We start from the raw sequence: 25,904 nt of genomic DNA on the forward strand, positions 1-25,904 counted from the left end.
AAACTCTCCATAAAAGAAATTTGATTAGCTCAAATTGTTTTGCTGGCATCAATTTTGATGTCCAAAATTTTGTTTCGTTCACTAACATATGTTAGCTAATAAAAACTATATTGATTACGTTTTGCTTGTTCAGTTTTCAAGGTTCATTTTGTTGCCGTTTGTTTTTAGCAACTTTTACATCTTATCATCAATTATTTGTGATGTCAACATTTTTTTAAAATGTTTTTTTGGAGCGGGTGATGAGAATCGAACTCACGACATCAGCTTGGAAGGCTGAGGTTTTACCATTAAACTACACCCGCAAATATTTAAATTTTATTATGGCGCGCCCGGCAGGAGTCGAACCCACAACCTTCTGATCCGTAGTCAGACGCTCTATCCAATTGAGCTACGGGCGCAAGTATTAAATAATCGAACTGACTTGACTTGGTGCGGCCGAGAGGACTTGAACCTCCACGGGGTTGCCCCCACTAGGCCCTCAACCTAGCGCGTCTGCCGTTCCGCCACGACCGCATTCATAAAATAGGAACTTTCTTATTATACTATGATAACTTGAAATATCAACCTTTTTTCTTAAAAAAAGATGAGCCATGAAGGACTCGAACCTTCGACCCTCTGATTAAAAGTCAGATGCTCTACCAACTGAGCTAATGGCTCAAATTAAGAAATGAATGGCTGGGGTACCTGGATTCGAACCAGGGCATGACGGAATCAAAATCCGTTGCCTTACCGCTTGGCTATACCCCAATAAGTGGCGGTCCCGACCGGGATCGAACCGGCGATCTCCTGCGTGACAGGCAGGCATGTTAACCGCTACACCACGGGACCAATGTTACAATTATTTATATTTATGAAAAATGACCCCTACGGGATTCGAACCCGTGTTACCGCCGTGAAAGGGCGGTGTCTTAACCGCTTGACCAAGGGGCCATGGCTCCGAAGGCAGGACTCGAACCTGCGACAACCTGATTAACAGTCAGGTGCTACTACCAACTGAGCTACTTCGGAATAATCATATTGTTTTGTCGTCTTTATCTTGTCGACTTTTACTATTATAAGGATAAGCTCAGTAAACGTCAATCTTTTTTTAAAAGTTTTTTTCTTCAACTAACTTTAATTGCCCTAAACACTTGCCACAGCAGTATCTCTTCACATTTAATCTTATTTTTCTAACATATATTTGGTGGCATTTTATACAAGTGTATTTATATTGAGAACGCTGTTTTCCGTTCCGAGATGTAGGTTTCTGCAAAGCTGAACAAAATCGAGGAGCGTTCACTTTTTTTAATAAATCCCGAAAATCCTTATCTCGGTGTTGATAGCCCTTCCCTTCTATGTGTAAATGATAATGACATAATTCGTGAAGAATTATCCCCTCTACCTCACTGACACCATACATTTCATATGCTTTTGGATTTATTTCAATATGATGGGATTGTAAAAGATAGCGACCACCTGTTGTACGCAGTCTTGAGTTAAAGTATGCACGATGCATGAATGGTTTATGAAAACTTTCTAATGAAATGCGGGTTACAAGCTGTTGCAGTTCCTCATTGTTCAACTTCATCACCTCTAACAACAAGAATACCACACTGCGCAGTATAGACAGTGTGGCAATAAATTATTACTACTTTTCAATTGTTTGTTTTTCTGGAGGTAGCATTGTTAATGAAATACGCCCTTTGTTTACCTCTATCTGTTCCACCCAAACTGTGACAATATCACCTAGTGCTACAACTTCTAATGGATGCTTGATACGTTTCTTTTGTAGCTTAGAAATATGCACAAGCCCATCTTGCTTAACACCGATATCAACAAATGCACCGAAATCGACTACATTACGTACAGTGCCTTGTAATTCCATACCTACCTGTAAATCTTCCATTTTCAAAACATCTGTTTTTAATAGTGGCTGCGGAAAGGCATCGCGCGGATCTCGACTTGGCTTCTTCAAGATATCCACAATATCCTGAATTGTAACAACACCCATACCTAATGTATTACTTAGTTCTTGAACATCAAGGGATGCAATTGCTTCCTCTGCCTTTTGCGTTCCTAGTTCTTTTTTATTTATATTTGCTGCTTCTAAAATTTGTTCAGCTATATTGTAGCTTTCTGGGTGAATACCTGTAGCATCAAATGGGTTTTTCGCTTCAGGCACACGTAAAAATCCGATTGCTTGCTCATATGTCTTTGCACCAAGTCGCGGGATTTTCTTCAGCTGCGAACGTGTTGTAAATTGTCCATTTTCTTCTCGAACTTTCACAATATTTTCTGCAACGGTTTTCGATAGCCCAGAAACATATTGCATTAATGAAGCTGACGCAGTATTAACATCAACACCGACATGATTGACTGCAGTTTCTACTATAAATGTTAACGACTCTGATAATTTCTTTTGAGAAACGTCATGTTGATATTGACCAACACCTACTGCCTTTGGCTCAATCTTCACTAATTCTGACAACGGATCTTGTAAACGACGTGCGATAGAAACGGCGCTTCGCTGCTCTACTTGTAAATCTGGAAATTCAGTACGCGCAATCTCAGACGCTGAATAAACTGATGCACCAGCTTCGTTTACAATCACATATGCCGCATCTGTTTTCACTTCACTCAATACATCCGCAATAAACTGCTCCGTTTCACGTGAGGCAGTACCGTTACCAATCGCGATAATCTTAATAGGATACTTCGCTAAAATTTCTTTCACTACAGCCTTTGATTTTGCCACATCTGGTTTTGGTGGATGTGGATAAATAGCTGTAACTTCTAGCATTTTTCCTGTCTCATCAACAACAGCTAATTTACAGCCAGTTCGATAAGCAGGGTCCACTCCTAATACATATTTGCCCTTTAGCGGTGGTTGTAGCAAGAGGTTACGGAGATTTTCTGAGAAAATGTGAATAGCTTGCGCCTCTGCTTTTTCTGTTAATTCATTGCGTAATTCTCTTTCTATAGATGGCTGAATTAATCGTTTGTAGGAATCTTCTATCGCTAGCTTCACCTCCGCAATAGCTGGCGATGAACCTGTAGCAGGTATCCATTCTTTCCACATAATCATCAGTACTCGATCTATCGTCACTTGTATCGCTACCTTTAAGACATCCTCTTTCTCCCCACGATTCACTGCTAAAATACGGTGAGGAACAATGCGATTAACAGGTTCTTCATATTCGTAATACATTTCAAAAACCTTTTTTTCATCTACTTCTGCATTTTTTAATGTGGTTGTAAGTACGCCCTCTTTCCAAGAAAAAGCGCGAATTTTTTGTCTTATACCCGCATCATCCGCAAAGCGCTCTGCCAAAATATCACGCGCCCCAGCTAATGCGTCATCTACTGTTGCAACATTATCCATGTCTACAAAGTTTTGAGCTAACTGGACTAATGCTTCATTACGATACTCTAATAGAAGGTCGGCTAGAGGTTCTAACCCTTTTTCCTTTGCGATTGTCGCCTTCGTACGTCGTTTTTGCTTGTATGGACGATACAAATCTTCCACACGCTGTAGAACTGTTGCTATCTGAATTGCATTTTCAAGCTCGGGAGTTAGCTTATCCTGTTCTTGAATTAAACGAAGAACCTCTTCTTTACGTTGTTCAAGTTGCTGTATGTAATGGTAACGATCTTCTACAGCTTTAATTTGTACCTCATCCAGAGAACCAGTAGCTTCTTTTCGATAACGCGCGATAAACGGAACGGTGTTACCTTCATCTAATAATTTTATCACTGCCTCTGCTTGATTTGGTCTGATAGCTACATCCTTTGCAATAAGCTGTAACATTTGTTTTTGTTCCACATTATCACTACCTTTTTTCTTTTCATTTTAACACTACACTTCAATAAAAAACCAAAGATAGTCTACATGATGGAAAAAACAGACAAAAAAAGGCGCTTATCGCTATTGGATGGAGAACTCCGCTAGTAATAAAACGCCTTAGTGTCATCCTCACAGTGGCACACTACCACTTGCAAGAATGACTTCTTGTAATTTCTTAATTGCTTTTCTTTGTATTCTTGATACATGCATTTGAGAAATGCCCAATTGTTCGCCAGCTTCTTTTTGGCTAAGCTGCTCTAAATAAGTAAGCTGAATAACTTGCTTCTCTCGTTCATTTAAAACTTCCATAGCATCAGCAACGATCATCCTTCTATTGGTCATTTCATATCCCATATCTTCTTTACCCATAATATCAGATAGTGTGACAGTACTTCCGTCATTATCTGATTCTATTGAATGATCCATCGAAAGTGCTTGATAACTGCGACTCATCTCCATCGCTTCTAAAACTTCTTCCTCAGGTACCTCTAATCGCTCAGCAATTTCTTGAATGGAAGGTGAACGTTGGAACTCTATCGTTAACGATTCTACAGTCGATTTAATACGTGGCCCTATCTCTTTAATTCGTCTTGGCACATGAACGTCCCATGTTTTATCTCGTAAAAATCGCTTAATCTCTCCAACAATAGTTGGTACAGCAAATGCCTCAAAACTGCGGCCAAAACTTGCATCAAAACGTCTTATTGCACCTAGTAACCCCAACATCCCTACTTGTACGATATCATCATAATAAGATTTACCATACGAATATTTGCGAGCAATGGACTCTACTAAATTTCGATAATGAATAACCAAATTGGTTTGTGCTTCTTCATCCTCTGTTGTTTGGTACTGTGCTATCCACTTTAACACATCTTCTTTTGAAGAAGATTTATGTAGTGATTCTTTCGACATTTTTTTCCACCTGCTCCCTAGCGACATACTTTGTCATGAAAACAGTTACGCCACCATCGTTATTAATCATCACCTCATCCATCAAAGTTTCCATTAAATAAAGCCCTAGACCGCCCTCTCTTAGCCCCGCTATACTATCTTCAGGATGATAAGGCCCAATTTTTGTTTTAACCTCTTCAAAATTAAAACTATTTCCATAGTCTGCAATCATCATTTCCAACTTGTTATCATAAAGGGCGCAACCTATTACAATTTCGCCTTCCTCAGCATCTTTATAAGCATGGTGCACAACATTCGTTACCGCTTCACTAACTGCAATTTTCAAATCCTCGATCTCATCGAAGTTAAATCCAATACGATTAGCTAATCCAGAAACAGTTAAACGAATGACACTGACAAACTGAGGTTTTGCAGGAACCCTTATTTCAATATAATCAAATTCCTTCATTGCTTAATTCCACCTTTTTATCAGTTTCAATATCCATCAGTTCACTTAAGCCAGTAATTTCAAATAATCTTTGTAGTCGCATAGACAATCCAACAATTTTTACTTTACCTTCTTCACGCAAAGCTCTTTTATAAAAAGCTACAAAAATACCAAGACCTGTACTATCCATATAATTTACTTTTGATAAATCTAATTCAATTTCAATACCTTTTGTAACCTTTACTGCCTCTAGTTCCTCACGAAGACCTGAGGCTGTATACGTATCAATTTCACCTTCAACAAACCCGTATAATTTTGTACCATCTTTTTTAAAATGCACTACCATATCCATACCGTACACCTCCACCATATTTATTCGACTTTTTTTCTTTTCCCACATTTTTCGGATGTTAAACATAATTAACTATATTTAATATCATAACTTTAATTTTTTTTAGAGTTAACATGAAAACATCGACATTTTTCTACAAAACTTATAAATCAATATTACTTGCATTTTATTTCATTCTATTAATACTATTAAATAGTAAATTAACTATATGATAACGCAAAAAATTAAAAAAACATCAGGATACGTAAAATCCCTGATGCTCTATACACATATGTATATCAAAATTTAACAAGCCCTAAACTAATCATCAACGCTCCATCCACTTTTTCCATCACTGCATGATCGAGCTGTGTAATACGATCAGTCAACCTAGACTTATCGATTGTACGTACTTGCTCAAGCAAAATGACCGAGTCACGTTCAAATCCATACTTCTCAGCATTTATTTCAACATGTGTCGGTAACTTTGCCTTTTGAATCTGTGCAGTAATTGCTGCGATGATGACAGTCGGACTAAATCGATTTCCAATATCATTTTGAATAATCAATACCGGCCTAGTGCCACCTTGTTCGGACCCAACTACCGGCGATAAATCTGCAAAAAAAACGTCACCACGTTTTACATTCAAAGTGTCATCCCCCGCTAACGAGACGCTCCACTGTATGTTGCGCTTCATATTCCGCGTGCAAGCATTCACTTGCAATCATCAGATTAATATGAGACATCTCAACATATCCTTTCATCATAGCTTCCCGTATTTGATTTGGTTGCTCCTGCATTAAATTTTTGCGCGACAAAAAACGCACAAAAGATTCACCTTCAATTACTTCCTTTGTTTGTAGAAACAGTCTATCTTGAACAGCAATTGTAGCTTCTCTTAACTTTTTCTCGTACACAGCAAGCACCTCCAACGGAACCATACACTTTTTCATTACTACTCATTCTACCATTGAAAGATATTGTTGAAAAGACATGAAATGACAAAATATCTGACAATTTGAAGAACAAGTTGTAAAATTTCGTTGGTTGTCGATGGTAAATACTGCTTCCTGATGTCTCTTTGACATTAGTGCCTGTTGCTTACATTCCTTATATGCCTACGTTTTAACCGAACTGGATTATGTTTTCCCACACAATTATTAATTTCGACAAATATTTCCTAACTGCGAAGTATTGAGAAAATTATTTTTATTAATGACTGCTATTAATAAAATCAATTGCGTCTCAGGCGTAATTGCCTTCAGACATTTTTAGAGCTCACTTGAAAAGCTCCTGTTAAAATCTGAGACACGCACTAGTAACTAATAATATGAATCAGCCTGCCTCCGTGTGACCCATACAGAAGTCATTACATATTTAACATTTCTCCCCCACTTGTAGAAGTGAAAAACTTTTGCTACAACAAGTTAAATGTACACTCTAGGAACTCTGGCTGTAATAATGCATGGTACTTCATAATTAATAGTTTCAAGTCTTGTTGCCCATTCATCCATTGAAATGACTTCCTGACCTTGACGACCAATAAGCGTTACTTTCTTACCTATAGCATATGCTTTTGGTAGAGCAACCATACATTGGTCCATACAAATTCGTCCGACTATCGGCATTCTTTGTCCGTCTATAAGTACATCTTGTCCAGCTAACTTACGAATAACCCCGTCCGCATAGCCTACCGGAATAGTTCCAATCCACATATCTGTCTGTGCAATAAATGTTGCTCCGTAACCTACTGAATCACCAACTTTTAACTGTTTGACATGCACAAGTTCACTCTCAAGTGAAAAGGCAGGTTTCAATTGAAATGGTAAAATTTCTCCAACGTAAGTAGATGGCGCTAGCCCATACATTGAGATGCCATAACGTACAGCGTCATAGTGTAAATGATTATCTTTCACTAAAGCCGTTGCTGTATTGGATGCATGTACTAGTCTAGGTTTTTCAGGCAATGTAAAAATAAGCTTTTCAAATAATTGTACTTGACTATCGAAATAGGCTGTATCCTTCTCATCGGCAGTTGCAAAATGAGTAAAAATGCCATCCAATTCTACATTGTATGTTGAATTGATTGTATGATATACCTCTAACAATTCTTTCTCTGTGCGAACCCCAATTCGCCCCATCCCGCTATCAACCTTTATATGTAGTTGTAAAGGGTTTGCTTCACCAGCTATGAACGTTGAAGCTTGCTGTATCCATTCACTAGAAAATACTGTAAGTGTAATGCGCTGTTGCGCTGCATAAGGTGCAAACGCTACTGGTGATGCTCCTAATATTAGTATGTCTGGTTCTTCGAAATGTACCCGAATATGTAATGCTTCGTCTGGTGTAGCCACTGCAAGCATCGTTGCGCCAGCTTCCAAAGCAGCTTGTGCAACTGCTATATCTCCATGTCCATATGCATTGGCTTTTACGACTGCGATAATTTGTACATTTGGTTGAAGTAGTTTTTTTAAATTTTTTAGATTTTGCTGAATTGCTTGTAAATCTACAATTGCTTTCGTTGGTCTAAAATGCTGCTGTGTCTCCATTAGAATACCCTCTTTTTTATTTATTAAACCGTTATGTATTGAAAAAAATACCAAATAACAATTCAATTATGCCTTAGCCTTAATTACATCCAGAATTTTCTCAAGCTTTTAAAAAAACTCCTCTTAAAAGTCTATACTATCTCCAGATCCTTTAACTTGATTCTGCAAGGTTTTGAAGCTCCCCATTGAATATAATGCATTCACCCACTACATCTCTAAGTAAAGAACTTCAGCAAAGGTTGAATTTCAAGCGTAATGCTCGTCCGCAATTCGAATCAACTTAGCTCTACTCAAATAAAAATTTACAGCGCTCGTTACTTAAATTCGACGACACATCACCATCTCCCTTTTTTTTCCTATAAAAAACTGCTCATTTTTACAAATTACATAACACTATTCTATAGATAGTATTATCTACAGAATAGTGTTATCATTAAATTTACATTTTTTCCTAACAAACTACAGCTCTCTTTTATAGAAAACTGTAGCTTGAAAAAATTATTTCATACTACTTATCGTCATGGAAGCGGCAACTTCCACCATTTCTTCACGGGTTAATTTACTAGAAGCTACAAAGAATGCAACTCCATCTTTTTCCCAGCTAATAGACGTATCGGTAATAGCTCCAATCGTAAATCCTAAGTCTACAGGATCGCCAGGCGAAGTAACTGGTAACATAGACGTCTCTTTCATAACTGGTTGTTGCATAACCGTAAACGCTTTATCACCTTCAAACGTTAAAATAACACGATCCATGCCACCCTCGCGAATAGCTTTCTCATCTGTCATTTTAGTGTTCTCGAAATTCACAACTGGATAATGCGTTTGGAATTCTTCATACTCAACCTCTGCACCGACTGCTTCTTTTTCACCATTCTCACCTTTTGCATCTTTTTCATCTTTAGCATCTTTTCCGTCTTTATTTGTAGGTGTAGCTTGTTCGCCTTTTGAATCATCTGATTCTGTAAATTGCTCAACAGCATACTCTTTTGCAGCATGTTGTACACCTAATTTAATATTATTAAATGTGATACGGATCTGCTCTTCCTTGACATCATTCATAATGACTACTGATGTAGGGAGCATAGTTTTCTTATCAACTGTAATGACTTGGTGAGGCATACTATTTTTATAGCTATTTCTAGTAGCCGCTTCAAATATATATGCTTTGTCCTCTTCTTTCATGACTAAATTTTTATCTTCAGCTAAATCTTCTGCTAGTGCTCCGATTAAATATGCCTGACTATTTTTCTTTGGCCAATCACTTTGGAACTTATACATTTTGTTTAATGTTGGTGTAACAACAAAAACGCCATCTGCATTACGCACAATCATTTGCGAAACATCTTTCCCACTTTCAACTACTTCCACTCGATAGAAATCAGGTTTAGTATGCCATACTGTTACATCATACGTTCTAGGTTCTCCACCTGATTTAATCTCCATCTTAGCGTTTAACTCATAACCATTCGTCTCTGACCATTTACCATTAACTTTCTTTAACACTTTTTCCTGTGAGGCTGTACCACACGCCGACAGAAGTAATATCGCACAAATTAAGACGAGCCAAGTAACTAAACGGTTGCCCACGCTTTCACCCTTTCTTCTTTCAAATCCACTACGACAATATATGAACCGTATGTGTCAGTTATGTCATTTGATGAAAAGGCAATATATTTTATTACAACAGTAATATTACTTGTGCGGCTGCATATTGCTTAGAATGCGTGATACTGACAAAGCCATTTACAAGCTCTCCTTTAAAATATAAAACAGGGTTACCAGCTTCCCCTCTTAATATTTCAATATCTTGCAGTGCACAATCTTTACCGATACCTGTGCCTAGCGCTTTCGAAAAGGCCTCTTTTGCGGCAAATCGTCCTGCCAAAAATTCTACTTTGCGAGATTCTGTATGCAAAGCAAATAGTGCTCTTTCTTTCTCTGATAAAATCCGGTCTTTAAATTTTTCCGTACGTGTCATAGCCTTGACAATACGCTCGGTTTCTACAATGTCGAGACCTATTCCTTTAATCATATGAACTTCTCCTTTTCTTATTTCCAAAAAGCCATGTATAATAATTGTAAATTGAGGTGGAGCTATGTTTAGTAGAACAGAAAATTTTAAGCAATATACAAGTTATTACCCTGTTGTTTCAACATTAATAGCAGTGAATCTAATTCTTTATGTATTAACACTTGTTCCCGTTATAGGGGAACTGCTGTGGAACTATGGGATTCAAGTCAATTTCCTCGTACAAAGCGGTGAATGGTGGCGAGTTTTCTCAGCAATGTTTTTGCATGCAAACTTTATGCATGTGCTCTTTAATATGTTCTCCCTGTTTTTATTTGGGCCAGAACTTGAGAAAATTGCAGGTAAAGCACGTTTCATTACGATTTATTTATTATCTGGTATCGTAGGGAACATGGCAACCTTTATGCTTAATGACGGAGGCTATGCAAGCCTTGGCGCAAGTGGGGCAATTTTCGGGATTTTCGGAGCATTCGGTGCTCTTGTATACTATACACGTCGTACAATGCCAATGCTTCGTAAGCTTATATTGCCGATTATCGTCATCAGTGTCATCATGACTTTCTTACAGTCTAATGTAAATGTCTATGCCCATTTAGGTGGTTTAGTGACAGGATTCATTCTCGGTCTTATTTACTTACATCCCAAAAGAATTTTAAGCTGGCGCAAGCAAAAAATGGCTGGCAAATAGCTTATAAAAAGAGGAGCTGACCCAACAGTGACGTCTACATCACTTAGGGCTAGTCCTCTTTTTTTAGCTCAAAAAATTCGCCTCACTGTCATACTATCGTTGAAATTATAGTACAACATTAGCCTCTTTAGCCATTTTTATTTTTTTCCATTCTGCCGCGGTTATCCCATATACTACTTGATCCACATGATGATCGTATAACCATTCAGCGTCTCTTAATCGTCCTTCTTCATTGAAACCTAACACTTTTGGAATTGTACGACTACGAATATTTCCTACAGCGACACGTACCTCAATGCGATTTAACTTTAAATAGTCAAAAGCAAAATCGATGAACGCCCTCATAGAATTTGTCACAAGCCCCTTGCCAACAAAATCACTTCCAAGCCAATAGCCAATGCTCGTCCATTTATGTTGCCAATTCACTTGGTGATAACCAATTACTCCCGCTAGCTTACCATCATAATAAATTCCAGCCTGTATCCCATTATTATCGGCATATTGTTGCATCGCATTTCGGACAAATTGTTCCGTATCCTTGACCGTCTTCACATTGTCTACAAAGGGTAACCACTCACGTAAAGTCTCTCTCGAACGATCCGTTAGCGCAAATAATTCATCTACATCACTTAAATCCAACATTTTTAAATATGTGTGTTCATTTATGCTGTATCTAAACATCAATCCCACCCCTTTTCGTCGATTTATTCTATTATAAACGCATTTTTCCTGTTATTGTATATAAAAAAAGCAATCTCCACATTTTCATGTAAAGATTGGCTTTTTATCTATTAATGTTCATACCAAGATAATATGGTTTCAGCATCTCGTTGCTCTAGGCTTGGTACATTACCTGTCATACCAGACATTCCTGACATTACCGTTGCTTTTATAGACATCACTTGCTTACGCTTTTGGAAATACGTTTGACTACTTTCCATAGATTGTATACGTTTTTTCTCCATAAACAATGTGATACGGCTGAAGATACGATATTGCATTGCGAGTTGCTTTCCGTCAATCATATAACCTGCTGTTCTATGTTGCCAAATGCCAAGTAATACTGTTAATGGAATGAGTAATAATGACAATAACCCGTAAGGATATAAGAAATAACTACAAGCGCCTAAAATTGGTACAAGCCATAAAAAATCTATGCGATAAAAGAATGGACGTGCGCGTTTCGGAGCCCTCGTAAATTCAGGTTGCCAATTCATTTCAGGGAAAAGCTGAACTAATGTTTGTAAACAATCTTGCTTTTTAATTAATGGGAATAACGCAATTTTCTTATCTCGACCTTTTTCACCGTTGCCACCAGCGCTTTCTACAACAACAGTGGCAAAGCCAAATACTTGTCGCAAAGGATTTTCAACAATTCGGATTGCCTGAATACGATTTAAAGGCAGTGTAATTCTTTTCTTCTCCAGTAACCCCTTAGTAATCATTAGCTTTTCATCTTCAATACGAACTGTATAATCGTAATAATTTACAAGTGTTATAACAACCGATACGAACCATGCAATGATAAGTACGAACATGACCATTAAGGCAACTAAAAATGCTCCAACTTTCACAAAATCCGCCACTTCATGGAAAACTTCGTCATAGGGAATAATATCCGAAAACTGTGAGACTACTGCCGCAAGTCCAGACAATACTACTCCTATCCCACCAGAAGTCGTTGCTAATACAAGTAAATCCCGCATCGACATATGGTAAATAGCAGGAACAACCATTCCTTCACCTATTTGCTCAGGTGATTGTTCTACGTCAATATGTTGAGCTATTTGCGTTTTTGCACGACGCATTTCCTGTTCAATTACGTCTGCTGCAATTTTCCGAATAGCTGTCAATTCCACCTCTGGCTTACCGCCCTTATTGCCCGCAGTCTCAACTTGCACCTTTACTAAACCGAATAGCCGATGAAAAATACCTTCATGGTAATTTAAGCTTTGAATGCGTTCAAATGGAATATAACGCTTCTTTTTTACGAATAACCCATACTTCACCCGTAATTCGCCATCTTCAAACCAATAAACAAAGGTACGCCATTTAACGATACCACCAACAAGTGCAAGCACTGCTGCTACACCCCACACACCAAACAATAAAACTGTTTCAAAAAAATGTTCGCTGCGGAAGTTAAACGAAAAGTTAAAACCGTTACTAATAATAATAATCGCAACAGGTAGTATCATACTTTTTAACGCTTTGACACTAGAAATAATGGCAGATACAGGGTGCAAACGATACACTTCATTAGACATCATCTTCCGCCACCCTTGCTAATTCCGAAATACGGGCACGAAGTCCATCTGCCTCATCCATGACAAGTGCAGGAATTGTATGTACTGTGGCAGCTGTGGAAATTGAAATATTTCCCAAGCTATATTTTTTTAAAATAGGCCCTTGTGTTGTATCGACATGTTGTACACGTACCATTGGTATAAGTGTGCGTTTTACAACAAATAAACCATGTTGTACTTCAATTTCATGCTCACGCACTTCATATCTCCAACGCTCCCATCGGATTTTAGGAAATAAATACGCCAATAAAAAGGCACTTAATAAAACAACAGCAATTGCAATGATATAAATAAATGATGGCCAATCAAAATAATAAGTACCGTAACATACCAATGCTGCGACGACTAACAATAGTATTGTTTGTAACACACCATATAATCGCCATACAGTTAACCCTTTTCGGGAAATTTGATGAATTGGTTCAGCTCTCATGTTGTTCCTCCTCTTTTAATTATCTATGTATACGTACACTAACACTAATTTGTTTCAATATAAATATAAAAAACCTTACAGTCGGTTTGACTGTAAGGTTGGGAGTTTCAAAATTAATTAGTCTTCATGACGACGTGGTGCACGTGAACGACCTTGTCCACCTTCACGTCGAGCGCCACCTTCACGGCGACCACCTTCACGACGGCTTCCACTGCTACGACGATCTCCGCCACCACTACCTTCACGACGGTTACCGCTAAAGCTACGACCGCCACCGCTTCTGTTACGACCGTTACGATCGCCACCGCGACCACCGCCGCCACCACCAGAACGCTCACGGCGCATTGGTAATGGACGTTCTTCTGTAATTGTAACAGGCGAATCATCCGGCTCTTTTGTTAATGAGCGTAATGCAGCAGCTACTACATCGATTGCATCATGGTTTTCAAGAACTTCTGTAGCTAATATACGATAATCACCTAAGTTATTAGTTGAAATAAGACCTTCAAGCGTCTCAATAGCTAAACGTTGTTGACCTACTAAAGCTTCGTCATTTGTTGGTGGACGAAGTGGTGTCATACGTTTTTTCGTTGTTTCTTCAACGATACGTAAATAACCCATTTCACGAGGTGTTACAAACGTTACTGCAAGACCTGATTTTCCGGCACGGCCAGTACGACCGATACGGTGAACGTAAGACTCAGGATCTTGAGGAATATCAAAGTTATATACGTGTGTAACGCCTGAAATATCAAGACCACGAGCGGCAACATCTGTTGCAACTAGGATATCAATTTTATTTTCTTTAAATTGGCGTAAAACTGAAATACGTTTTGCTTGGCTTAAATCACCGTGAATTCCTTCTGCAAGATATCCGCGGATTGATAAAGCTTGAGCTAACTCATCTACGCGACGTTTTGTACGTCCAAAGATAATTGCTAATTCTGGTTGGTGAACATTCAATAGACGAGATAAAACATCGAATTTTTCACGTTCAGCAGCTTTCACAAAAAATTGTTCAATGTTATCCACTGTTAATTCTTTTGCTTTAATTTTTACAATTTCAGGGTCACGCATAAATGTTTCAGCAATTTTACGGATTGCTGGTGGCATTGTTGCTGAGAATAATAATGTTTGACGCTCAGCAGGTACGTTTTCTAAAATTGAATTAATATCATCGATGAAGCCCATGTTTAACATTTCATCTGCTTCGTCCAGTACAAGCGTTTGAACATCTTCTAGTTTTAAAGTACGACGATTAATATGATCTAAAATACGACCTGGTGTACCGACAATAATTTGTGGTTTATTTTTCAGTGCACGAATTTGACGGCCGATTTCTTGACCACCGTAAACTGATAATAATTTCACACGCTTGTCGTAACCGATTTTATATAGTTCTTCTGAAACTTGAATCGCTAATTCACGAGTTGGAGCAATTACTAATGCCTGGATATTAGGGTTTTTAGGATCGATTTTCTCGATAAGTGGAATACCAAAAGCGGCAGTTTTACCAGTACCAGTTTGCGCTTGACCTAATACATCGCGACCTTCAATGGCAAAACGAATAGTTCCCTCTTGGATTGGTGTTGCTTCTTCGAACCCCATACGTTTTACTGAACGTAATGTAGATTCGCTAATATTTAATTCTGAAAAATTTGTCAAACTTCTCAATCTCCTTTTTTCCTTATAAGTTGACAAATGGTTACATTTTCAGATGAAGTTGTCGGCAAATTCGAGCCTGTGTTGTGGAACGTTTCCGTTACTTAAAAATTTTCTCTACAAAGGTTTCATGTAGAGCTCTCTTATATGAAAAGGAAAGCCCGGTCTTTACCGAGCGGTTCGATTCTGCGTAATTATTCACTTAGAATAAAACCGTTATGTTCAAAAAAAAGTACTCTTCAACCAAATTATGAAGAGTCTTCGCACAAAATGTATCCATTGCTTACACTAGTCTATCACGGTAATCAACCGTATGCAACGATAACGCATGAGTCGTAATAATCTGACTACTTTATCGCTCCTTTAAAAACGCTAAAACCTTCACAAACCAGTCAAAACAATCTTCACAATAACAAATATGGTGTTTGCCATTATCAGAAAAATACAACTTTTTATTGATTGAGGCTAGTTGATCAAATAAAAATTGGGCGGTATGATACGGCACTATACCATCTAATTTCCCTTGAATAATATAAACTGGCACTTTGATATCTTTGTAATACGGCGCAACCTTTTGAACGAGTTTCATGAATTCAATCGTTGCTGATAATGGCACATTATTAAACTTATGGCGATATCTTAAATACAGCTCATTATTAGAAAGGTTTCGATGATATGCCTCAGTCGCTAGCATTTTAAAATCCTTTACAAGTTGCTTAGGACTTACATATTTAGCTGCCGCACTAAGCAGTACGAGCTTCTTTACTTTATATCGCTTTGCTAAATATAGCGCGATAATCCCGCCCATTGAAAAGCCAACGACAATAATTTCATCAACTTTTTTGGCAAGCGCTCGAAAAGCCACCTCTGCATCCATTAACCAATGCAGTGCTGTAAAACCTTTCATGTTTAAATCTTCCCCATGTCCCGATAAAGTAGGTGTCTCGATTAACCAATCTGTATTAGTACGTAAATAAGTTGTAAATGGCTCTACCTCGTAAGCGCCACCTGAAAATCCATGTAAACATAATACACCTATTGCCATTACTCTCACCTCTAAAAAGTGGACGTTATACGCGCAACATAGCCCGCCATATAGGCATACTATATTGCCTTTTTCAATAAAAGGTAAAAATCCGCATATGATGTCTATTGTAGCCAAAGCGGATTTTTACCCTATAGGTAACTATTTATTATACTTACACTTGTAAATTATGAAGTAAATGCTTGTAAAATCGTTTCTAGCTTCATGCCTCGTGAACCTTTTAATAAAACGATGGATTGCTCCGTTGTCTGTTGAAGCTTTGCAATAATAGGTGCAAAATCATCCTGCTCATATAGTAAATGATCAGCATCAAATCGGTCTTTTAACACTTTATATAAATATGCCATACGTGGACCATATAAGCACACGTAGTCAATTTCACCTTCGTGAATAGCTAGTGATAAGTCTTCATGAAAGCTTTGTTCATTAGCTCCAAGTTCAAGCATATCACCTAAGACAAGCCACTTTTCTGGTCGAATCGTTGTTGTTGCAATAAACTGAATGGCCGCCTTTACAGATGTAGGTGCAGCATTGTATGCATCATTAATAAATAATGCACCTTGATTTCCTTGTACTTGTTGCATGCGCATATCAGTTAAAGTTACACCTTTTAATGATTCGCGAATTTGTTCATCATTTAACCCTAGCTTTTGTGCGATAAGCATTGCAATCAATGTATTTTTCACTTGATGCTTACCAAGAACTGAGATAAAGAATTCACCTTCAATCGCACCATGCGTTGTAAAGCTACTTCCATTGGCAGTTGCTTCAATATTCTCAGCATATAGCAAATCGCCAGGTTCTAAACCAAATGCCTTAGCATTTAAATTTTGCTCTTTTGCAACGAGTTCTTTTAACAATGGTTCGTCACCGTCATAAAAAAGTACACCGTTATCCTGCATACCTTGAATAATTTCAAACTTCGCCTTGGCAATGCCTGCACGAGAGCCTAAATCTTGCATATGCGCCTCACCAATATTTGTAATAACTGTCATATGAGGTCGAGCTAATTTTGTTAAAAATTCTATCTCACCAAAGCCACTCATGCCCATTTCAAGTACTGCAACTTCTGTATCCGCATCGAGCCGTAAAATCGTAATCGGTAATCCTAGTTGGTTATTAAAATTGCCAATCGTTTTTTGCACTTTAAAAAACGGAGCAAGCGTACCTGCTAAAATATCCTTTGTTGAAGTTTTACCATTCGACCCTGTAATACCAATAAAAGTCGCCTTATGCTCATCGCGATAAGACCGTGCCATTTGCTGTAAGGCTTGCTCTGGATCTTCGACAAACAATAATGGAACACCCTCTGGTGGATTCGGTTCATCTTTTTGCCAAAGCGAAGCACCTGCACCTTTTTCAAAAGCTTGTAGTACGAACTTATGACCATTTACCATTTCTCCACGAAATGGTACAAATAAATCTCCTTGATTGATTGTTCTTGTATCGATAGAAATACCAGTTACAACCGTCTCTCCGAAAGCCGGCTCCTCATCATTCAACCATGCTGCTAATTGCTTTAATGTCTTTTTCACAATAATCCCACTCAGTCTTTTTTATAGTGAAGCTGTTGTTTTTCTTCATAACGCTCAAGTGCAAGCGCAATCAGACGATTAATAAGCTCTGGATAACTTACATTTGTATGTTGCCAAAGAAGTGGATACATACTAACAGGTGTAAAACCTGGCATTGTATTTACCTCATTAATATAAATATCATGATCTGCTGTGACAAAGAAGTCTGCTCGTACTAAACCGCTTCCATCTAAAATTTTAAACGCGCTTTTTGCATGTTCTTTTAAGCTTGTCACAACTTCTGTAGGAAGCTCTGCAGGAATAATGAGCGCTGTTGAGCCATCCTTATATTTTGAATCATAATCATAAAATTCAGTCATAGGTTTAATTTCACCTGGCACTGAAACTTCTGGAAAATCATTGCCCAATACAGCCAATTCAATTTCACGAGCTACAATTCCTTGCTCTACTACAATTTTGCGGTCGAATTGTAAAGCCACTTCGATCGCTTTAATTAGCTCTTGACGATTTGAAGCCTTACTAATACCAACACTTGAACCTAAATTGGCAGGCTTCACAAACATTGGCCAAGTTAATTTTTCTTCACAGCGTGTTAAAATAGCTTCTTGTTCGTTAACCCATTCACTGCGAATGAAGTACGTATATGGCACTTGTGGTAAACCTGCAATTTCAAATAATTGCTTCATAATTACTTTATCCATACCTGCTGATGACGCCAATACACCATTTCCGACATACGGAAGATTCAAGACTTCAAGTAGGCCCTGTACAGTTCCGTCTTCCCCATTTGTTCCATGCAGTAAAGGGAAAATAACATCAAATTGTACCGCTGTCCCGTTATTATCGATTAAAAATGCTGTAATATTATTTTCTAAAATAATGGCTTCATCACCAAATTGTAATTCTTCAATCGAATTTGCAGGTTTTTCTAAACGCTCACCGCGTCGCCATTCCCCATCTTGTGTAATGTAAATCGGATATATCTCATACTCCTCGAAATTCAAAGCTCCAGTGACCGCACACGCTGTCGACAATGACACTTCATGCTCCGCTGATTTTCCGCCGTATAATAAACCGATTCTTTTTTTCATTTTTGTGCCCTCCACATACTTCTTGAGTATTATTAGTTTATCACGAAACGTCTTGACAAATGACATAAAAATCTCACCGTTAAATTTACGGTGAGATTTGAGTGCCTTATTCATTCAAAAGTTGGTCACCGTAGTAAATGACATACAATCATCCGCTTCGGTTCCCTTCATATTTGGCTGGTGGAATGCCTGCTAAATAGAGCTAAATAATTTGAATCAATTCATCGTGTTCGTTTTTCAAAATTGTATTTAAATCATCCCAGACCTCATCTGGGAAGGAATAATCTGATAAGTTACGAATTTCTATACCATATGCTGCTTTCGGCTTCTCAATGCGATACAGTGATAACAAAGCACCGTCCTTAGCAAAAGAACGATAAGCTCTTAAAAATTCCGGTGTAAGACAAGGAATACTCGATTTTACTTTACGTCTCCAAAAGCCCGTGCTTCGTTCTTTCTCACGAATTAAAGAATTAATGACATTTGCAACGAGTAAATCCGAATCACTTAAATGGCGAAAATAAATTTTTGTCATTTTCTCTACATCCGAAGAACAATAAACAAACCGATTTTGCAATTTATTAAAAAATGCCGATGTAATCGGTTCCTTTTTATGGCTAATGTAAAGCAGTTCTCCTTGCTCCATCGCTGTTAGCTGATCTAGCCTCTTTTCATCCATAAAATCTATCCAACATAATTCTTTTGACTCTGTAGCCTTTTTTACAAAATGAGGAACCTCCTCATCAGGTACATAATCAAACTGTGTATGCATATTAAATGATCCATCTTCATAGGAATGCTTAAGTAAAAGTAAGTGATGCAGTGGATCTAAAGCAGCCACAAATTGCGAGAGCTTAAGCCCGCTAAAAATAACAAATTTATCGACATCGTTCATATGAACGTATATATGATACATAAAATCTTCAGCTGACTTTAATTTCTTAGCCACATCCATCACCCCATTCTTCCCTTCATTATAAAACTAATCATCATTTTTTGAAACATTTTATGCTATTTGTCGTCACAACAATATACTCAGGCGTAAAATTGTTTTTTGCGTTATAATGTTAATGTTCAACTTGCGTATACACGCATCTCTTTAAACTATTTTATTTTAGGTGGCTTTTATGGAAAATAAACGAAATTTCGTGAACCGTTTTGACTGGACGCTCGCTTTTATACTTTTCACTTTTCTTGTCATTAGTTTGTTAGCTATTGCATCTGCGCAAACTTCTGGACAATACGGTATTAACTACGTGCCAAAACAGTTACAGTGGTATGTAATTGGTGCAGTTATTATCGGTGTCATTATGTTTTTCGAACCCGATCAATATAAAAAAATGGCTTGGTATATGTATGGAGCTGGGATCGCCCTTTTATTATTACTTATTTTCATGCCGGAAGGAAAAGGTCAGATTGGTGAGCCTGTAAATGGAGCAAAAAGCTGGTTCCATACACCACTCGGCAATATTCAGCCCTCCGAATTTATGAAAACTTTTTATATTTTAGCACTTGCCCGACTTATTAGTAAGCATCATGAAGTTTATTCTTTAAGATCCGTAAAATCCGACTTCATTTTACTAGGCAAAATCGCTATAACGTTGATTATACCACTTGGTATTATTATGAAACAGCCAGACCTTGGTTCTGCACTTGTTTTCTTTGCGATTACTGCAGCACTCATTATTGTAGCAGGAATTTCTTGGAAGATTATATTACCTACTTTTTTAGGTGGGGCAGCTATCGGAGCAAGTCTCCTTTGGATGGCGCTTTATATGCAAGACTTTTTAGAAAAAACATTTGGATTTAAAGCTTACCAGTTTGCCAGAATTTATTCTTGGCTAGATCCTTATTCTTATTCATCCAGTGATGGCTACCATTTAATTACTTCCTTAAACGCCATCGGTTCAGGTGAAATTTTTGGTAAAGGTTTCCGCGGTCGCGAAGTGTACGTAGCAGAAAATCATACGGACTTCATATTCACCGTCATTGGTGAGGAATGGGGATTTATAGGCGCAAGTATCGTTATCTGCATTTTCTTTTTGTTAATCTATCATTTAACAAAAACAACACTATTGTTAAAAGATCCTTTTTCAACTTATGTATGTGCAGGAATTATTGCTATGATTACGTTCCACGTATTCGAAAATATCGGTATGACCATTCAATTACTACCAATTACGGGTATTCCGCTTCCGTTCATTAGTTATGGAGGAAGTTCATTAATGGGGAATGCACTTGCCATTGGACTGGTCTTTAGCATGCGTTTCCATTATCGTACTTACATGTTTACAACATATGATGAAGATGATTAAAAACTTGAATAAAAAAGAATGGGTAGTCTTATTTTCAAAAGACTATCCATTCTTTTTTGTAAAACGAGTTAAGCTTGAACTTGCGGAGTTTGCGTTGGTGGTGTGAGCACTTTTAAAAGTTCAAGTCGAGACTTCGTTACAGTAGCAGTCACACCCAACTTCGATAAATTCGAAACAATCTTTTTCAAATCTACTTCCTTTGTCATACATTCCACCTCAATCTTTCCTCGATTTTATATAACGTTTTATTTCCAAAAAAGTTTCAATTTTCTATGTTATAGATGTCAGACGAGTTTATCTTTATCTATCATACCATTTAACTTGCCTTTAATATTTTTCAATTTTGTTACAATGTAAATTATGTTTAATGACCATTTTTTACGGCAAAAAATAAACTGATTTGATATAACTATATTCTTAGCACATCTTATTGGTTCTATTCGTATTTCCTCATTTTTTTTTGACATTCAATACGGATATTTGGGACCTGTTAAAACCTCTACGAAAGGAAGGAATGAAAGAGGAAATAATTATTGTGTAACCGCTAAGCGAAATAAAAATAAATCTTAAAAAACTTTTTACAGTGCCCAACAAAATGCTTTACCTACGTTTCCTTGTAATAGCAAGAACAAGAGAGGTAGAATATACATACTGAAATATTGTAAGAAAGCAGGAAATTAAATGATAAAACCAATTTTACTCTTAATGTCAGTACAATTTCTCGTCTACTTAGGCTTCGGAATTATTATTCCAGTCTTACCAGAAGTCATCGTGCAACACGACTGGCAAAACATTCATGTAGGCGGTTTACTGACAGTGTATTCACTTGCAAGTTTTTTTACTGCACCACTGTGGGGAAAGCTATCCGATAAAGTCGGACGAAAGCAACTTATTTTAACGGGATTGGTTGGATTCAGTCTCAGCTTCGTTATCTTTTCAATGTTTATTGATAATTTAACGATGCTATACGTATCACGTTTAGTTGGCGGCTTATTCTCAGGTGCACTATATACAGCGGTAACAGGCTTTATCGGTGACATGTCGAGCGAGGAAGATCGTAATAAATACATGGGTTTAATGGGCATGTCCATCGGTCTAGGTTTTATCTTCGGTCCTGCAATTGGTGGCATGCTAGGTCATTATAGCTTGCAACTACCATTTATCGCATCAGCAGTTTTAATTGCGCTATTATTTATTTATGCAAATTTTGTCTTAAAAGAACCAGAAAAACGAAAAGATGTAACAAAACGAGCAATTGTCCCAAAAGGTGTTGGCAAAATGCTTCAATACCGAGTTCGTTATTTATTTATGTTCTCATTTTTAGTCACTTTTATGCTCGCAGGAGTAGAAGCTACATTCCAGCTTTTCCAAATTGATCGCATTCACATAACACCATTGCAAATTGGTTATTTATTTATGTTTAGTGGTTTTGTAGATGCAGCAATACAAGGCGGTGTTGTTCGTCGTATTAAAAATGGTACGGAAACTTCTTGGCTTATCGGAGCTCAAATCGTCACTGCACTTGGTATGCTTTTATTTACTTTAACAGGCAATCTATTAATGGCAGGATTTGCACTTTGTGTATTCACAGCCGGCAATGCCCTTGCCAGAACATGCGTTGTGTCACTATCCTCCAAAGAATCTGGTGGCCAATACGGGACAGCAGCAGGCCTTTCTTATTCTATGGACAATTTAGGACGTATTCTCGGCCCTCTATTCTTTACATGGTTATTCACAATGGAATCAAATCTTGGCTACTACATTGCTGCAACAATCGCCATTATCTCAATTAGTTTAATGTTTATTTATAAAGCATCAAATAAAACTTTACGCCTTGAATAATTTACTTACAAAATGTCGTACCTTATAGTAACAGACGTTTTTGATTATGTTAGTTAAAGACATCAATGTTTGAAAGTGTAAACTCGGAGGGCACTGCATGAACAAAACGATAAATTTATCACTACCTAAAGAGCTCTACCCATTACGTTCAGAAATTGAAGATTCGCTTCTTCCAGCGATTATTATTTCGCCATCTAAACGAGCAACTTCATTAACAGAAAGTAAATTTGCTGGTGAACCTTATTTACCATATTATCAAACAGTTCCAAAAGACATTACTGGTGAATCTATGCGTTTATTAGCTCAAATAAATTTTGCAGAAATACCGCTCACACAAGATTTCCCTACACAAGGTATTTTACAATTTTTTATATCATCTAATATTTTTGCAAATGCAGCGCACTATAAAGAAGATATTTTTCAACAGTTTTATAAGGTACGATTTTACCCAACAGTAGAATCCAAAATAACTATGTCATCACATAATAACCTATCACAATCCTCAAATGATTGGTTTCCTATTAATGAGGAATTAGCATTACAATTCCACTACACGCAAGAACCTGTTTCTGCGTTAGATTATCGTGCTGTGCATCATTTACCTAGCCTAATAGCAACGCAAAATTATGATGTTAATTTATATGAAATTTATTTACAACATTTTTTAGGTGCGGGGGCAAAGATAGGTGGTTATGCATATTTTTTAGATGAGGACATTCGACATGCGTCTCAGCTTTTACAACGATATGATGTACTTTTACTACAAATAGATTCTAATGATGAGTTCGGTATTATGTGGGCGGATAGTGGTGTAGGGAAGTTTTTTATCAATCGTGAAAAACTTCTACAACAAGATTTTTCCGATATACTATTTCAATGGGAATGTTATTCATAAATTAGTAAGATGCCCCCTCTCTTTTGAAGGGCTTATCCACAGTAGTCGAAACCGGCAAGCCTCCCCTGTGGTATGGCTTGCCGGTTTTCCATTATTACAGCACGAATCTCAAGCATCGTTTATTTTTACACTTTCATTTATAGAAGCGCTAAGGATTACCTCTTTATATTTTGGGGTAATCTTTTCTATGGTGACAACAAATAGCGGACTCTTCTTTCTTTCCACCTGAAAAGTAGGCTATACTAAGTATTATATGAAAAATAGTAGAGGGGTGCAGGAATGAGCATTTTTACAGATGTAGAATATCTAGTACCTTTAGTATTAATCTTTAACATCTTATTAGCGATGACCATCATTTTTTTAGAGCGTAAAGATGCCACTTCTACATGGGCATGGATTCTCGTTCTATTTTTCTTGCCATTAGTTGGATTTATTTTATATTTACTAGTCGGCAGGCAACTGCGGAAGAAACATTTGTTTCGTTGGGAAGGGCGCAAGGATATTGGGATTGATAATCTGATTAGCTATCAAATTGATACGATTCGAGATGACACATTTGAGTTTCGTATTGAAAATGCTGAAAATTATAAAGAGATGATTTACATGCATTTGAAAACGAATAATGCCGTATTAACACAAGACAACCATATTTCTATTTTTGATGATGGTGCAGACAAATTTGAACAGCTTATAAAAGATATCGAAGCAGCAAAAGACCATATCCATATTCAATATTACATCTTTCGTTTAGACAATTTAGGTACGCGTCTCGTCGACGCAATGATTAAAAAGGCAAAACAAGGGGTTAAGGTAAGGCTCTTGTATGATGAAATGGGCTCACGTAATGTTAAAAGAAGACATTTCAAAGAACTTCTTGAAGCGGGCGGTGAGGTTGAAGTGTTCTTCCCCTCAATATTCCCACTCCTTAATCCACGTCTAAATTTCAGAAATCACCGTAAAATTGTAGTAATTGATGGTCGTATTGGTTATATTGGGGGCTTTAATGTAGGAGATGAATACCTTGGACTTCAAAAGAAATTTGGCTATTGGAGAGATACACATTTACGTATCGAAGGTAGTGCCGTCCATCCGTTGCAAACACGCTTTCTGCTAGATTGGAATCAAGCTTGTGCACAGCAAAAAATGGGCTATTCAGATCGCTACTTTCCTGCTATTCCGAAAAAAGGTAATGTAGGCTTACAAATTGTTTCGAGCGGGCCAGACTCTGAGTGGGAACAAATTAAAATTGGTTATTTAAAGCTTATTAATATGGCCAAGAGATATATTTATATTCAAACCCCTTATTTCATTCCAGATGTCAGCTTTTTAGATGCCATTAAAATTGCTACGCTTTCAGGTATTGATGTTCGTATAATGATTCCAAACAAACCGGATCACATGTTTGTTTATTGGGCTACATACTCTTATGTTGGGCAATTACTGCGGGCTGGGGCGAAAGTTTATATTTATGAAAAAGGATTTATTCATGCTAAAGCTATTATTATCGATGACGAGGCTTCTACAGTCGGAACTGCCAATATCGATGTACGAAGTTTCAGTTTGAATTTCGAAGTAAATGCTTTTATTTACGATTCAACAATTTCACATCAGTTAGCGGAGCTATATGAAAAGGATATTTTAGATTGCACAGAATTAACTTGGGAGATGTATCAAAATCGTTCGAGCATGATCAAGTTTAAGGAATCTATTTCACGTTTACTAACACCTGTACTGTAGTAAACTACTGGCTTAAAAGTTCAAAGGATAATGTGACAAAAGAAAAAGTGTTAGATTGACTGTAATCAATCTAACACTTTTTTGCTATGTCGTTTATTTCCGCAACGGCGGTTTGCTTTAAAAAGCAATTCTCCCCCGTTTTAATAAGGATAGTACGACAACTTATCGGTTTAACATTAACTAAGAGCTATAGACTAAGAAAGTAGACTAAAGGAGTTAATAGTTCATCTTGATGCCTTTGGTTATATTTTGGTTATAAAAAAGGAGTTCTCCATAC

24 protein-coding genes and 8 tRNA genes are annotated in these 25,904 nt (G+C 37.4%); 5 read left to right on the forward strand and 27 right to left on the reverse strand.

What is annotated here, in order from left to right:
- Positions 1–228 precede the first annotated feature (228 nt).
- The 18 genes from ACQKNX_RS19015 to acpS all read right to left on the reverse strand — a co-directional run bounded on the left by ACQKNX_RS19015 (position 229) and on the right by acpS (position 10,081).
- Positions 229–302 (reverse strand) — tRNA-Gly (locus ACQKNX_RS19015).
- Positions 303–321: 19 nt separating this feature from the next.
- A tRNA-Arg gene (locus ACQKNX_RS19020) sits at positions 322–398 on the reverse strand.
- A 29-nt stretch (positions 399–427) separates the two neighbouring features.
- A tRNA-Leu gene (locus tag ACQKNX_RS19025) sits at positions 428–513 on the reverse strand.
- A 71-nt stretch (positions 514–584) separates the two neighbouring features.
- Positions 585–657 (reverse strand) — tRNA-Lys (locus tag ACQKNX_RS19030).
- A 15-nt stretch (positions 658–672) separates the two neighbouring features.
- Positions 673–747: transfer RNA gene (locus tag ACQKNX_RS19035), tRNA-Gln, on the reverse strand.
- A gap of 5 nt (positions 748–752) precedes the next feature.
- Positions 753–828 (reverse strand) — tRNA-Asp (locus tag ACQKNX_RS19040).
- 30 nt (positions 829–858) lie between these two features.
- Positions 859–930: transfer RNA gene (locus ACQKNX_RS19045), tRNA-Glu, on the reverse strand.
- 1 nt (position 931) lies between these two features.
- A tRNA-Asn gene (locus tag ACQKNX_RS19050) sits at positions 932–1,008 on the reverse strand.
- A 79-nt stretch (positions 1,009–1,087) separates the two neighbouring features.
- The gene (locus ACQKNX_RS19055; RefSeq protein ID WP_427430204.1) at positions 1,088–1,561 is read right to left on the reverse strand and encodes a SprT family protein; all 474 of its coding nucleotides are present in this window, start codon (positions 1,559–1,561) and stop codon (positions 1,088–1,090) included.
- 66 nt (positions 1,562–1,627) lie between these two features.
- Positions 1,628–3,802: a Tex family protein gene (locus tag ACQKNX_RS19060; RefSeq protein ID WP_427430205.1), complete on the reverse strand. Its 2,175-nt coding sequence runs from the start codon at positions 3,800–3,802 to the stop codon at positions 1,628–1,630.
- 150 nt (positions 3,803–3,952) lie between these two features.
- On the reverse strand, positions 3,953–4,738 hold the full coding sequence (gene sigB / locus ACQKNX_RS19065; protein ID WP_427430206.1) for an RNA polymerase sigma factor SigB: 786 nt from the start codon (positions 4,736–4,738) through the stop codon (positions 3,953–3,955).
- Positions 4,716–5,186 (reverse strand): anti-sigma B factor RsbW, encoded by a 471-nt coding sequence (gene rsbW / locus ACQKNX_RS19070; RefSeq protein ID WP_340822060.1) that lies wholly within the window; start codon positions 5,184–5,186, stop codon positions 4,716–4,718. Before rsbW ends, sigB begins: the two co-directional genes overlap by 23 nt.
- Complete coding sequence (locus tag ACQKNX_RS19075; protein WP_427430207.1) at positions 5,173–5,517, reverse strand: STAS domain-containing protein; 345 nt, start codon at positions 5,515–5,517, stop codon at positions 5,173–5,175. Before ACQKNX_RS19075 ends, rsbW begins: the two co-directional genes overlap by 14 nt.
- Positions 5,518–5,795: 278 nt before the next feature.
- Positions 5,796–6,146: a type II toxin-antitoxin system PemK/MazF family toxin gene (locus tag ACQKNX_RS19080; RefSeq protein ID WP_008177055.1), complete on the reverse strand. Its 351-nt coding sequence runs from the start codon at positions 6,144–6,146 to the stop codon at positions 5,796–5,798.
- Positions 6,147–6,150: 4 nt separating this feature from the next.
- Positions 6,151–6,414 (reverse strand): hypothetical protein, encoded by a 264-nt coding sequence (locus ACQKNX_RS19085; protein WP_139859927.1) that lies wholly within the window; start codon positions 6,412–6,414, stop codon positions 6,151–6,153.
- Positions 6,415–6,924: 510 nt separating this feature from the next.
- Positions 6,925–8,046 carry an alanine racemase gene (gene alr, locus ACQKNX_RS19090; RefSeq protein WP_427430208.1) on the reverse strand — a complete coding sequence of 374 codons (1,122 nt, stop codon included), beginning with the start codon at positions 8,044–8,046 and terminating at the stop codon, positions 6,925–6,927.
- Between the two features lie 498 nt (positions 8,047–8,544).
- Positions 8,545–9,636 (reverse strand): LolA family protein, encoded by a 1,092-nt coding sequence (locus ACQKNX_RS19095; RefSeq protein WP_427430209.1) that lies wholly within the window; start codon positions 9,634–9,636, stop codon positions 8,545–8,547.
- A gap of 91 nt (positions 9,637–9,727) precedes the next feature.
- Positions 9,728–10,081, reverse strand: a complete 354-nt coding sequence (acpS, locus tag ACQKNX_RS19100) for a holo-ACP synthase (RefSeq protein ID WP_427430210.1) — start codon at positions 10,079–10,081, stop codon at positions 9,728–9,730.
- A 64-nt stretch (positions 10,082–10,145) separates the two neighbouring features.
- Here acpS and ACQKNX_RS19105 point away from each other — a divergent pair, with 64 nt between their 5' ends.
- Entirely contained in the window at positions 10,146–10,766 is a 621-nt protein-coding gene (locus tag ACQKNX_RS19105; RefSeq protein ID WP_427430211.1) for a rhomboid family intramembrane serine protease, read from the forward strand.
- A 105-nt stretch (positions 10,767–10,871) separates the two neighbouring features.
- On the opposite strand, the gene ACQKNX_RS19110 is transcribed toward ACQKNX_RS19105, so the two are convergent.
- The 8 genes from ACQKNX_RS19110 to ACQKNX_RS19145 form a co-directional block, all read right to left on the reverse strand.
- A complete protein-coding gene (locus ACQKNX_RS19110) occupies positions 10,872–11,447 on the reverse strand; it encodes a GNAT family N-acetyltransferase (RefSeq protein WP_427430212.1) in 576 nt (191 codons plus the stop codon).
- Between the two features lie 110 nt (positions 11,448–11,557).
- Positions 11,558–13,033, reverse strand: coding sequence for a PH domain-containing protein (locus ACQKNX_RS19115; RefSeq protein ID WP_427430377.1), 1,476 nt, complete (start codon positions 13,031–13,033; stop codon positions 11,558–11,560).
- Positions 13,026–13,505: a PH domain-containing protein gene (locus ACQKNX_RS19120; protein WP_427430213.1), complete on the reverse strand. Its 480-nt coding sequence runs from the start codon at positions 13,503–13,505 to the stop codon at positions 13,026–13,028. Before ACQKNX_RS19120 ends, ACQKNX_RS19115 begins: the two co-directional genes overlap by 8 nt.
- Before the next feature lie 117 nt (positions 13,506–13,622).
- A complete protein-coding gene (locus ACQKNX_RS19125; protein WP_427430215.1) occupies positions 13,623–15,170 on the reverse strand; it encodes a DEAD/DEAH box helicase in 1,548 nt (515 codons plus the stop codon).
- Positions 15,171–15,519: 349 nt separating this feature from the next.
- Positions 15,520–16,212 (reverse strand): alpha/beta hydrolase, encoded by a 693-nt coding sequence (locus ACQKNX_RS19130; RefSeq protein ID WP_427430217.1) that lies wholly within the window; start codon positions 16,210–16,212, stop codon positions 15,520–15,522.
- 167 nt (positions 16,213–16,379) lie between these two features.
- On the reverse strand, positions 16,380–17,747 hold the full coding sequence (locus tag ACQKNX_RS19135; protein WP_427430218.1) for a UDP-N-acetylmuramoyl-tripeptide--D-alanyl-D-alanine ligase: 1,368 nt from the start codon (positions 17,745–17,747) through the stop codon (positions 16,380–16,382).
- A gap of 11 nt (positions 17,748–17,758) precedes the next feature.
- Complete coding sequence (locus tag ACQKNX_RS19140; RefSeq protein ID WP_427430219.1) at positions 17,759–18,838, reverse strand: D-alanine--D-alanine ligase; 1,080 nt, start codon at positions 18,836–18,838, stop codon at positions 17,759–17,761.
- A gap of 202 nt (positions 18,839–19,040) precedes the next feature.
- Complete coding sequence (locus ACQKNX_RS19145) at positions 19,041–19,793, reverse strand: hypothetical protein (protein ID WP_427430220.1); 753 nt, start codon at positions 19,791–19,793, stop codon at positions 19,041–19,043.
- Positions 19,794–19,965: 172 nt separating this feature from the next.
- On the opposite strand from ACQKNX_RS19145, the gene ACQKNX_RS19150 reads away from it, so the two are divergent.
- A complete protein-coding gene (locus tag ACQKNX_RS19150; RefSeq protein ID WP_427430222.1) occupies positions 19,966–21,153 on the forward strand; it encodes an FtsW/RodA/SpoVE family cell cycle protein in 1,188 nt (395 codons plus the stop codon).
- A gap of 68 nt (positions 21,154–21,221) precedes the next feature.
- Here ACQKNX_RS19150 and ACQKNX_RS19155 read toward each other — a convergent pair whose 3' ends face one another.
- Positions 21,222–21,359 (reverse strand): Lmo0850 family protein, encoded by a 138-nt coding sequence (locus tag ACQKNX_RS19155; protein WP_004232019.1) that lies wholly within the window; start codon positions 21,357–21,359, stop codon positions 21,222–21,224.
- 475 nt (positions 21,360–21,834) lie between these two features.
- Here ACQKNX_RS19155 and ACQKNX_RS19160 point away from each other — a divergent pair, with 475 nt between their 5' ends.
- The 3 genes from ACQKNX_RS19160 (at position 21,835) to cls (ending at position 25,627) form a co-directional block, all read left to right on the forward strand.
- Positions 21,835–22,995 carry an MFS transporter gene (locus tag ACQKNX_RS19160; protein WP_427430223.1) on the forward strand — a complete coding sequence of 387 codons (1,161 nt, stop codon included), beginning with the start codon at positions 21,835–21,837 and terminating at the stop codon, positions 22,993–22,995.
- A 97-nt stretch (positions 22,996–23,092) separates the two neighbouring features.
- Positions 23,093–23,890: a YwqG family protein gene (locus ACQKNX_RS19165; RefSeq protein WP_427430224.1), complete on the forward strand. Its 798-nt coding sequence runs from the start codon at positions 23,093–23,095 to the stop codon at positions 23,888–23,890.
- Positions 23,891–24,169: 279 nt separating this feature from the next.
- Entirely contained in the window at positions 24,170–25,627 is a 1,458-nt protein-coding gene (gene cls, locus ACQKNX_RS19170) for a cardiolipin synthase (RefSeq protein ID WP_427430225.1), read from the forward strand.
- Positions 25,628–25,904 lie beyond the last annotated feature (277 nt).

It is taken from the genome of Lysinibacillus sp. NPDC093712, from assembly GCF_050280025.1.
In the GTDB taxonomy this organism is placed as follows: domain Bacteria; phylum Bacillota; class Bacilli; order Bacillales_A; family Planococcaceae; genus Lysinibacillus.

Coding starts and splice junctions, on each gene's coding strand:
- sigB (WP_427430206.1), bottom strand. CDS start 4,738: ATGTCGAAAGAATCACTACATAAATCTTCTTCAAAAGAAGATGTGTTA.
- rsbW (WP_340822060.1), bottom strand. CDS start 5,186: ATGAAGGAATTTGATTATATTGAAATAAGGGTTCCTGCAAAACCTCAG.
- ACQKNX_RS19075 (WP_427430207.1), bottom strand. CDS start 5,517: ATGGATATGGTAGTGCATTTTAAAAAAGATGGTACAAAATTATACGGG.
- alr (WP_427430208.1), bottom strand. CDS start 8,046: ATGGAGACACAGCAGCATTTTAGACCAACGAAAGCAATTGTAGATTTA.
- acpS (WP_427430210.1), bottom strand. CDS start 10,081: ATGATTAAAGGAATAGGTCTCGACATTGTAGAAACCGAGCGTATTGTC.
- ACQKNX_RS19105 (WP_427430211.1), top strand. CDS start 10,146: ATGTTTAGTAGAACAGAAAATTTTAAGCAATATACAAGTTATTACCCT.
- ACQKNX_RS19110 (WP_427430212.1), bottom strand. CDS start 11,447: ATGTTTAGATACAGCATAAATGAACACACATATTTAAAAATGTTGGAT.
- ACQKNX_RS19115 (WP_427430377.1), bottom strand. CDS start 13,033: ATGTCTAATGAAGTGTATCGTTTGCACCCTGTATCTGCCATTATTTCT.
- ACQKNX_RS19120 (WP_427430213.1), bottom strand. CDS start 13,505: ATGAGAGCTGAACCAATTCATCAAATTTCCCGAAAAGGGTTAACTGTA.
- ACQKNX_RS19130 (WP_427430217.1), bottom strand. CDS start 16,212: ATGGCAATAGGTGTATTATGTTTACATGGATTTTCAGGTGGCGCTTAC.
- ACQKNX_RS19140 (WP_427430219.1), bottom strand. CDS start 18,838: ATGAAAAAAAGAATCGGTTTATTATACGGCGGAAAATCAGCGGAGCAT.
- ACQKNX_RS19145 (WP_427430220.1), bottom strand. CDS start 19,793: ATGGATGTGGCTAAGAAATTAAAGTCAGCTGAAGATTTTATGTATCAT.
- ACQKNX_RS19150 (WP_427430222.1), top strand. CDS start 19,966: ATGGAAAATAAACGAAATTTCGTGAACCGTTTTGACTGGACGCTCGCT.
- ACQKNX_RS19155 (WP_004232019.1), bottom strand. CDS start 21,359: ATGACAAAGGAAGTAGATTTGAAAAAGATTGTTTCGAATTTATCGAAG.
- ACQKNX_RS19160 (WP_427430223.1), top strand. CDS start 21,835: ATGATAAAACCAATTTTACTCTTAATGTCAGTACAATTTCTCGTCTAC.
- ACQKNX_RS19165 (WP_427430224.1), top strand. CDS start 23,093: ATGAACAAAACGATAAATTTATCACTACCTAAAGAGCTCTACCCATTA.
- cls (WP_427430225.1), top strand. CDS start 24,170: ATGAGCATTTTTACAGATGTAGAATATCTAGTACCTTTAGTATTAATC.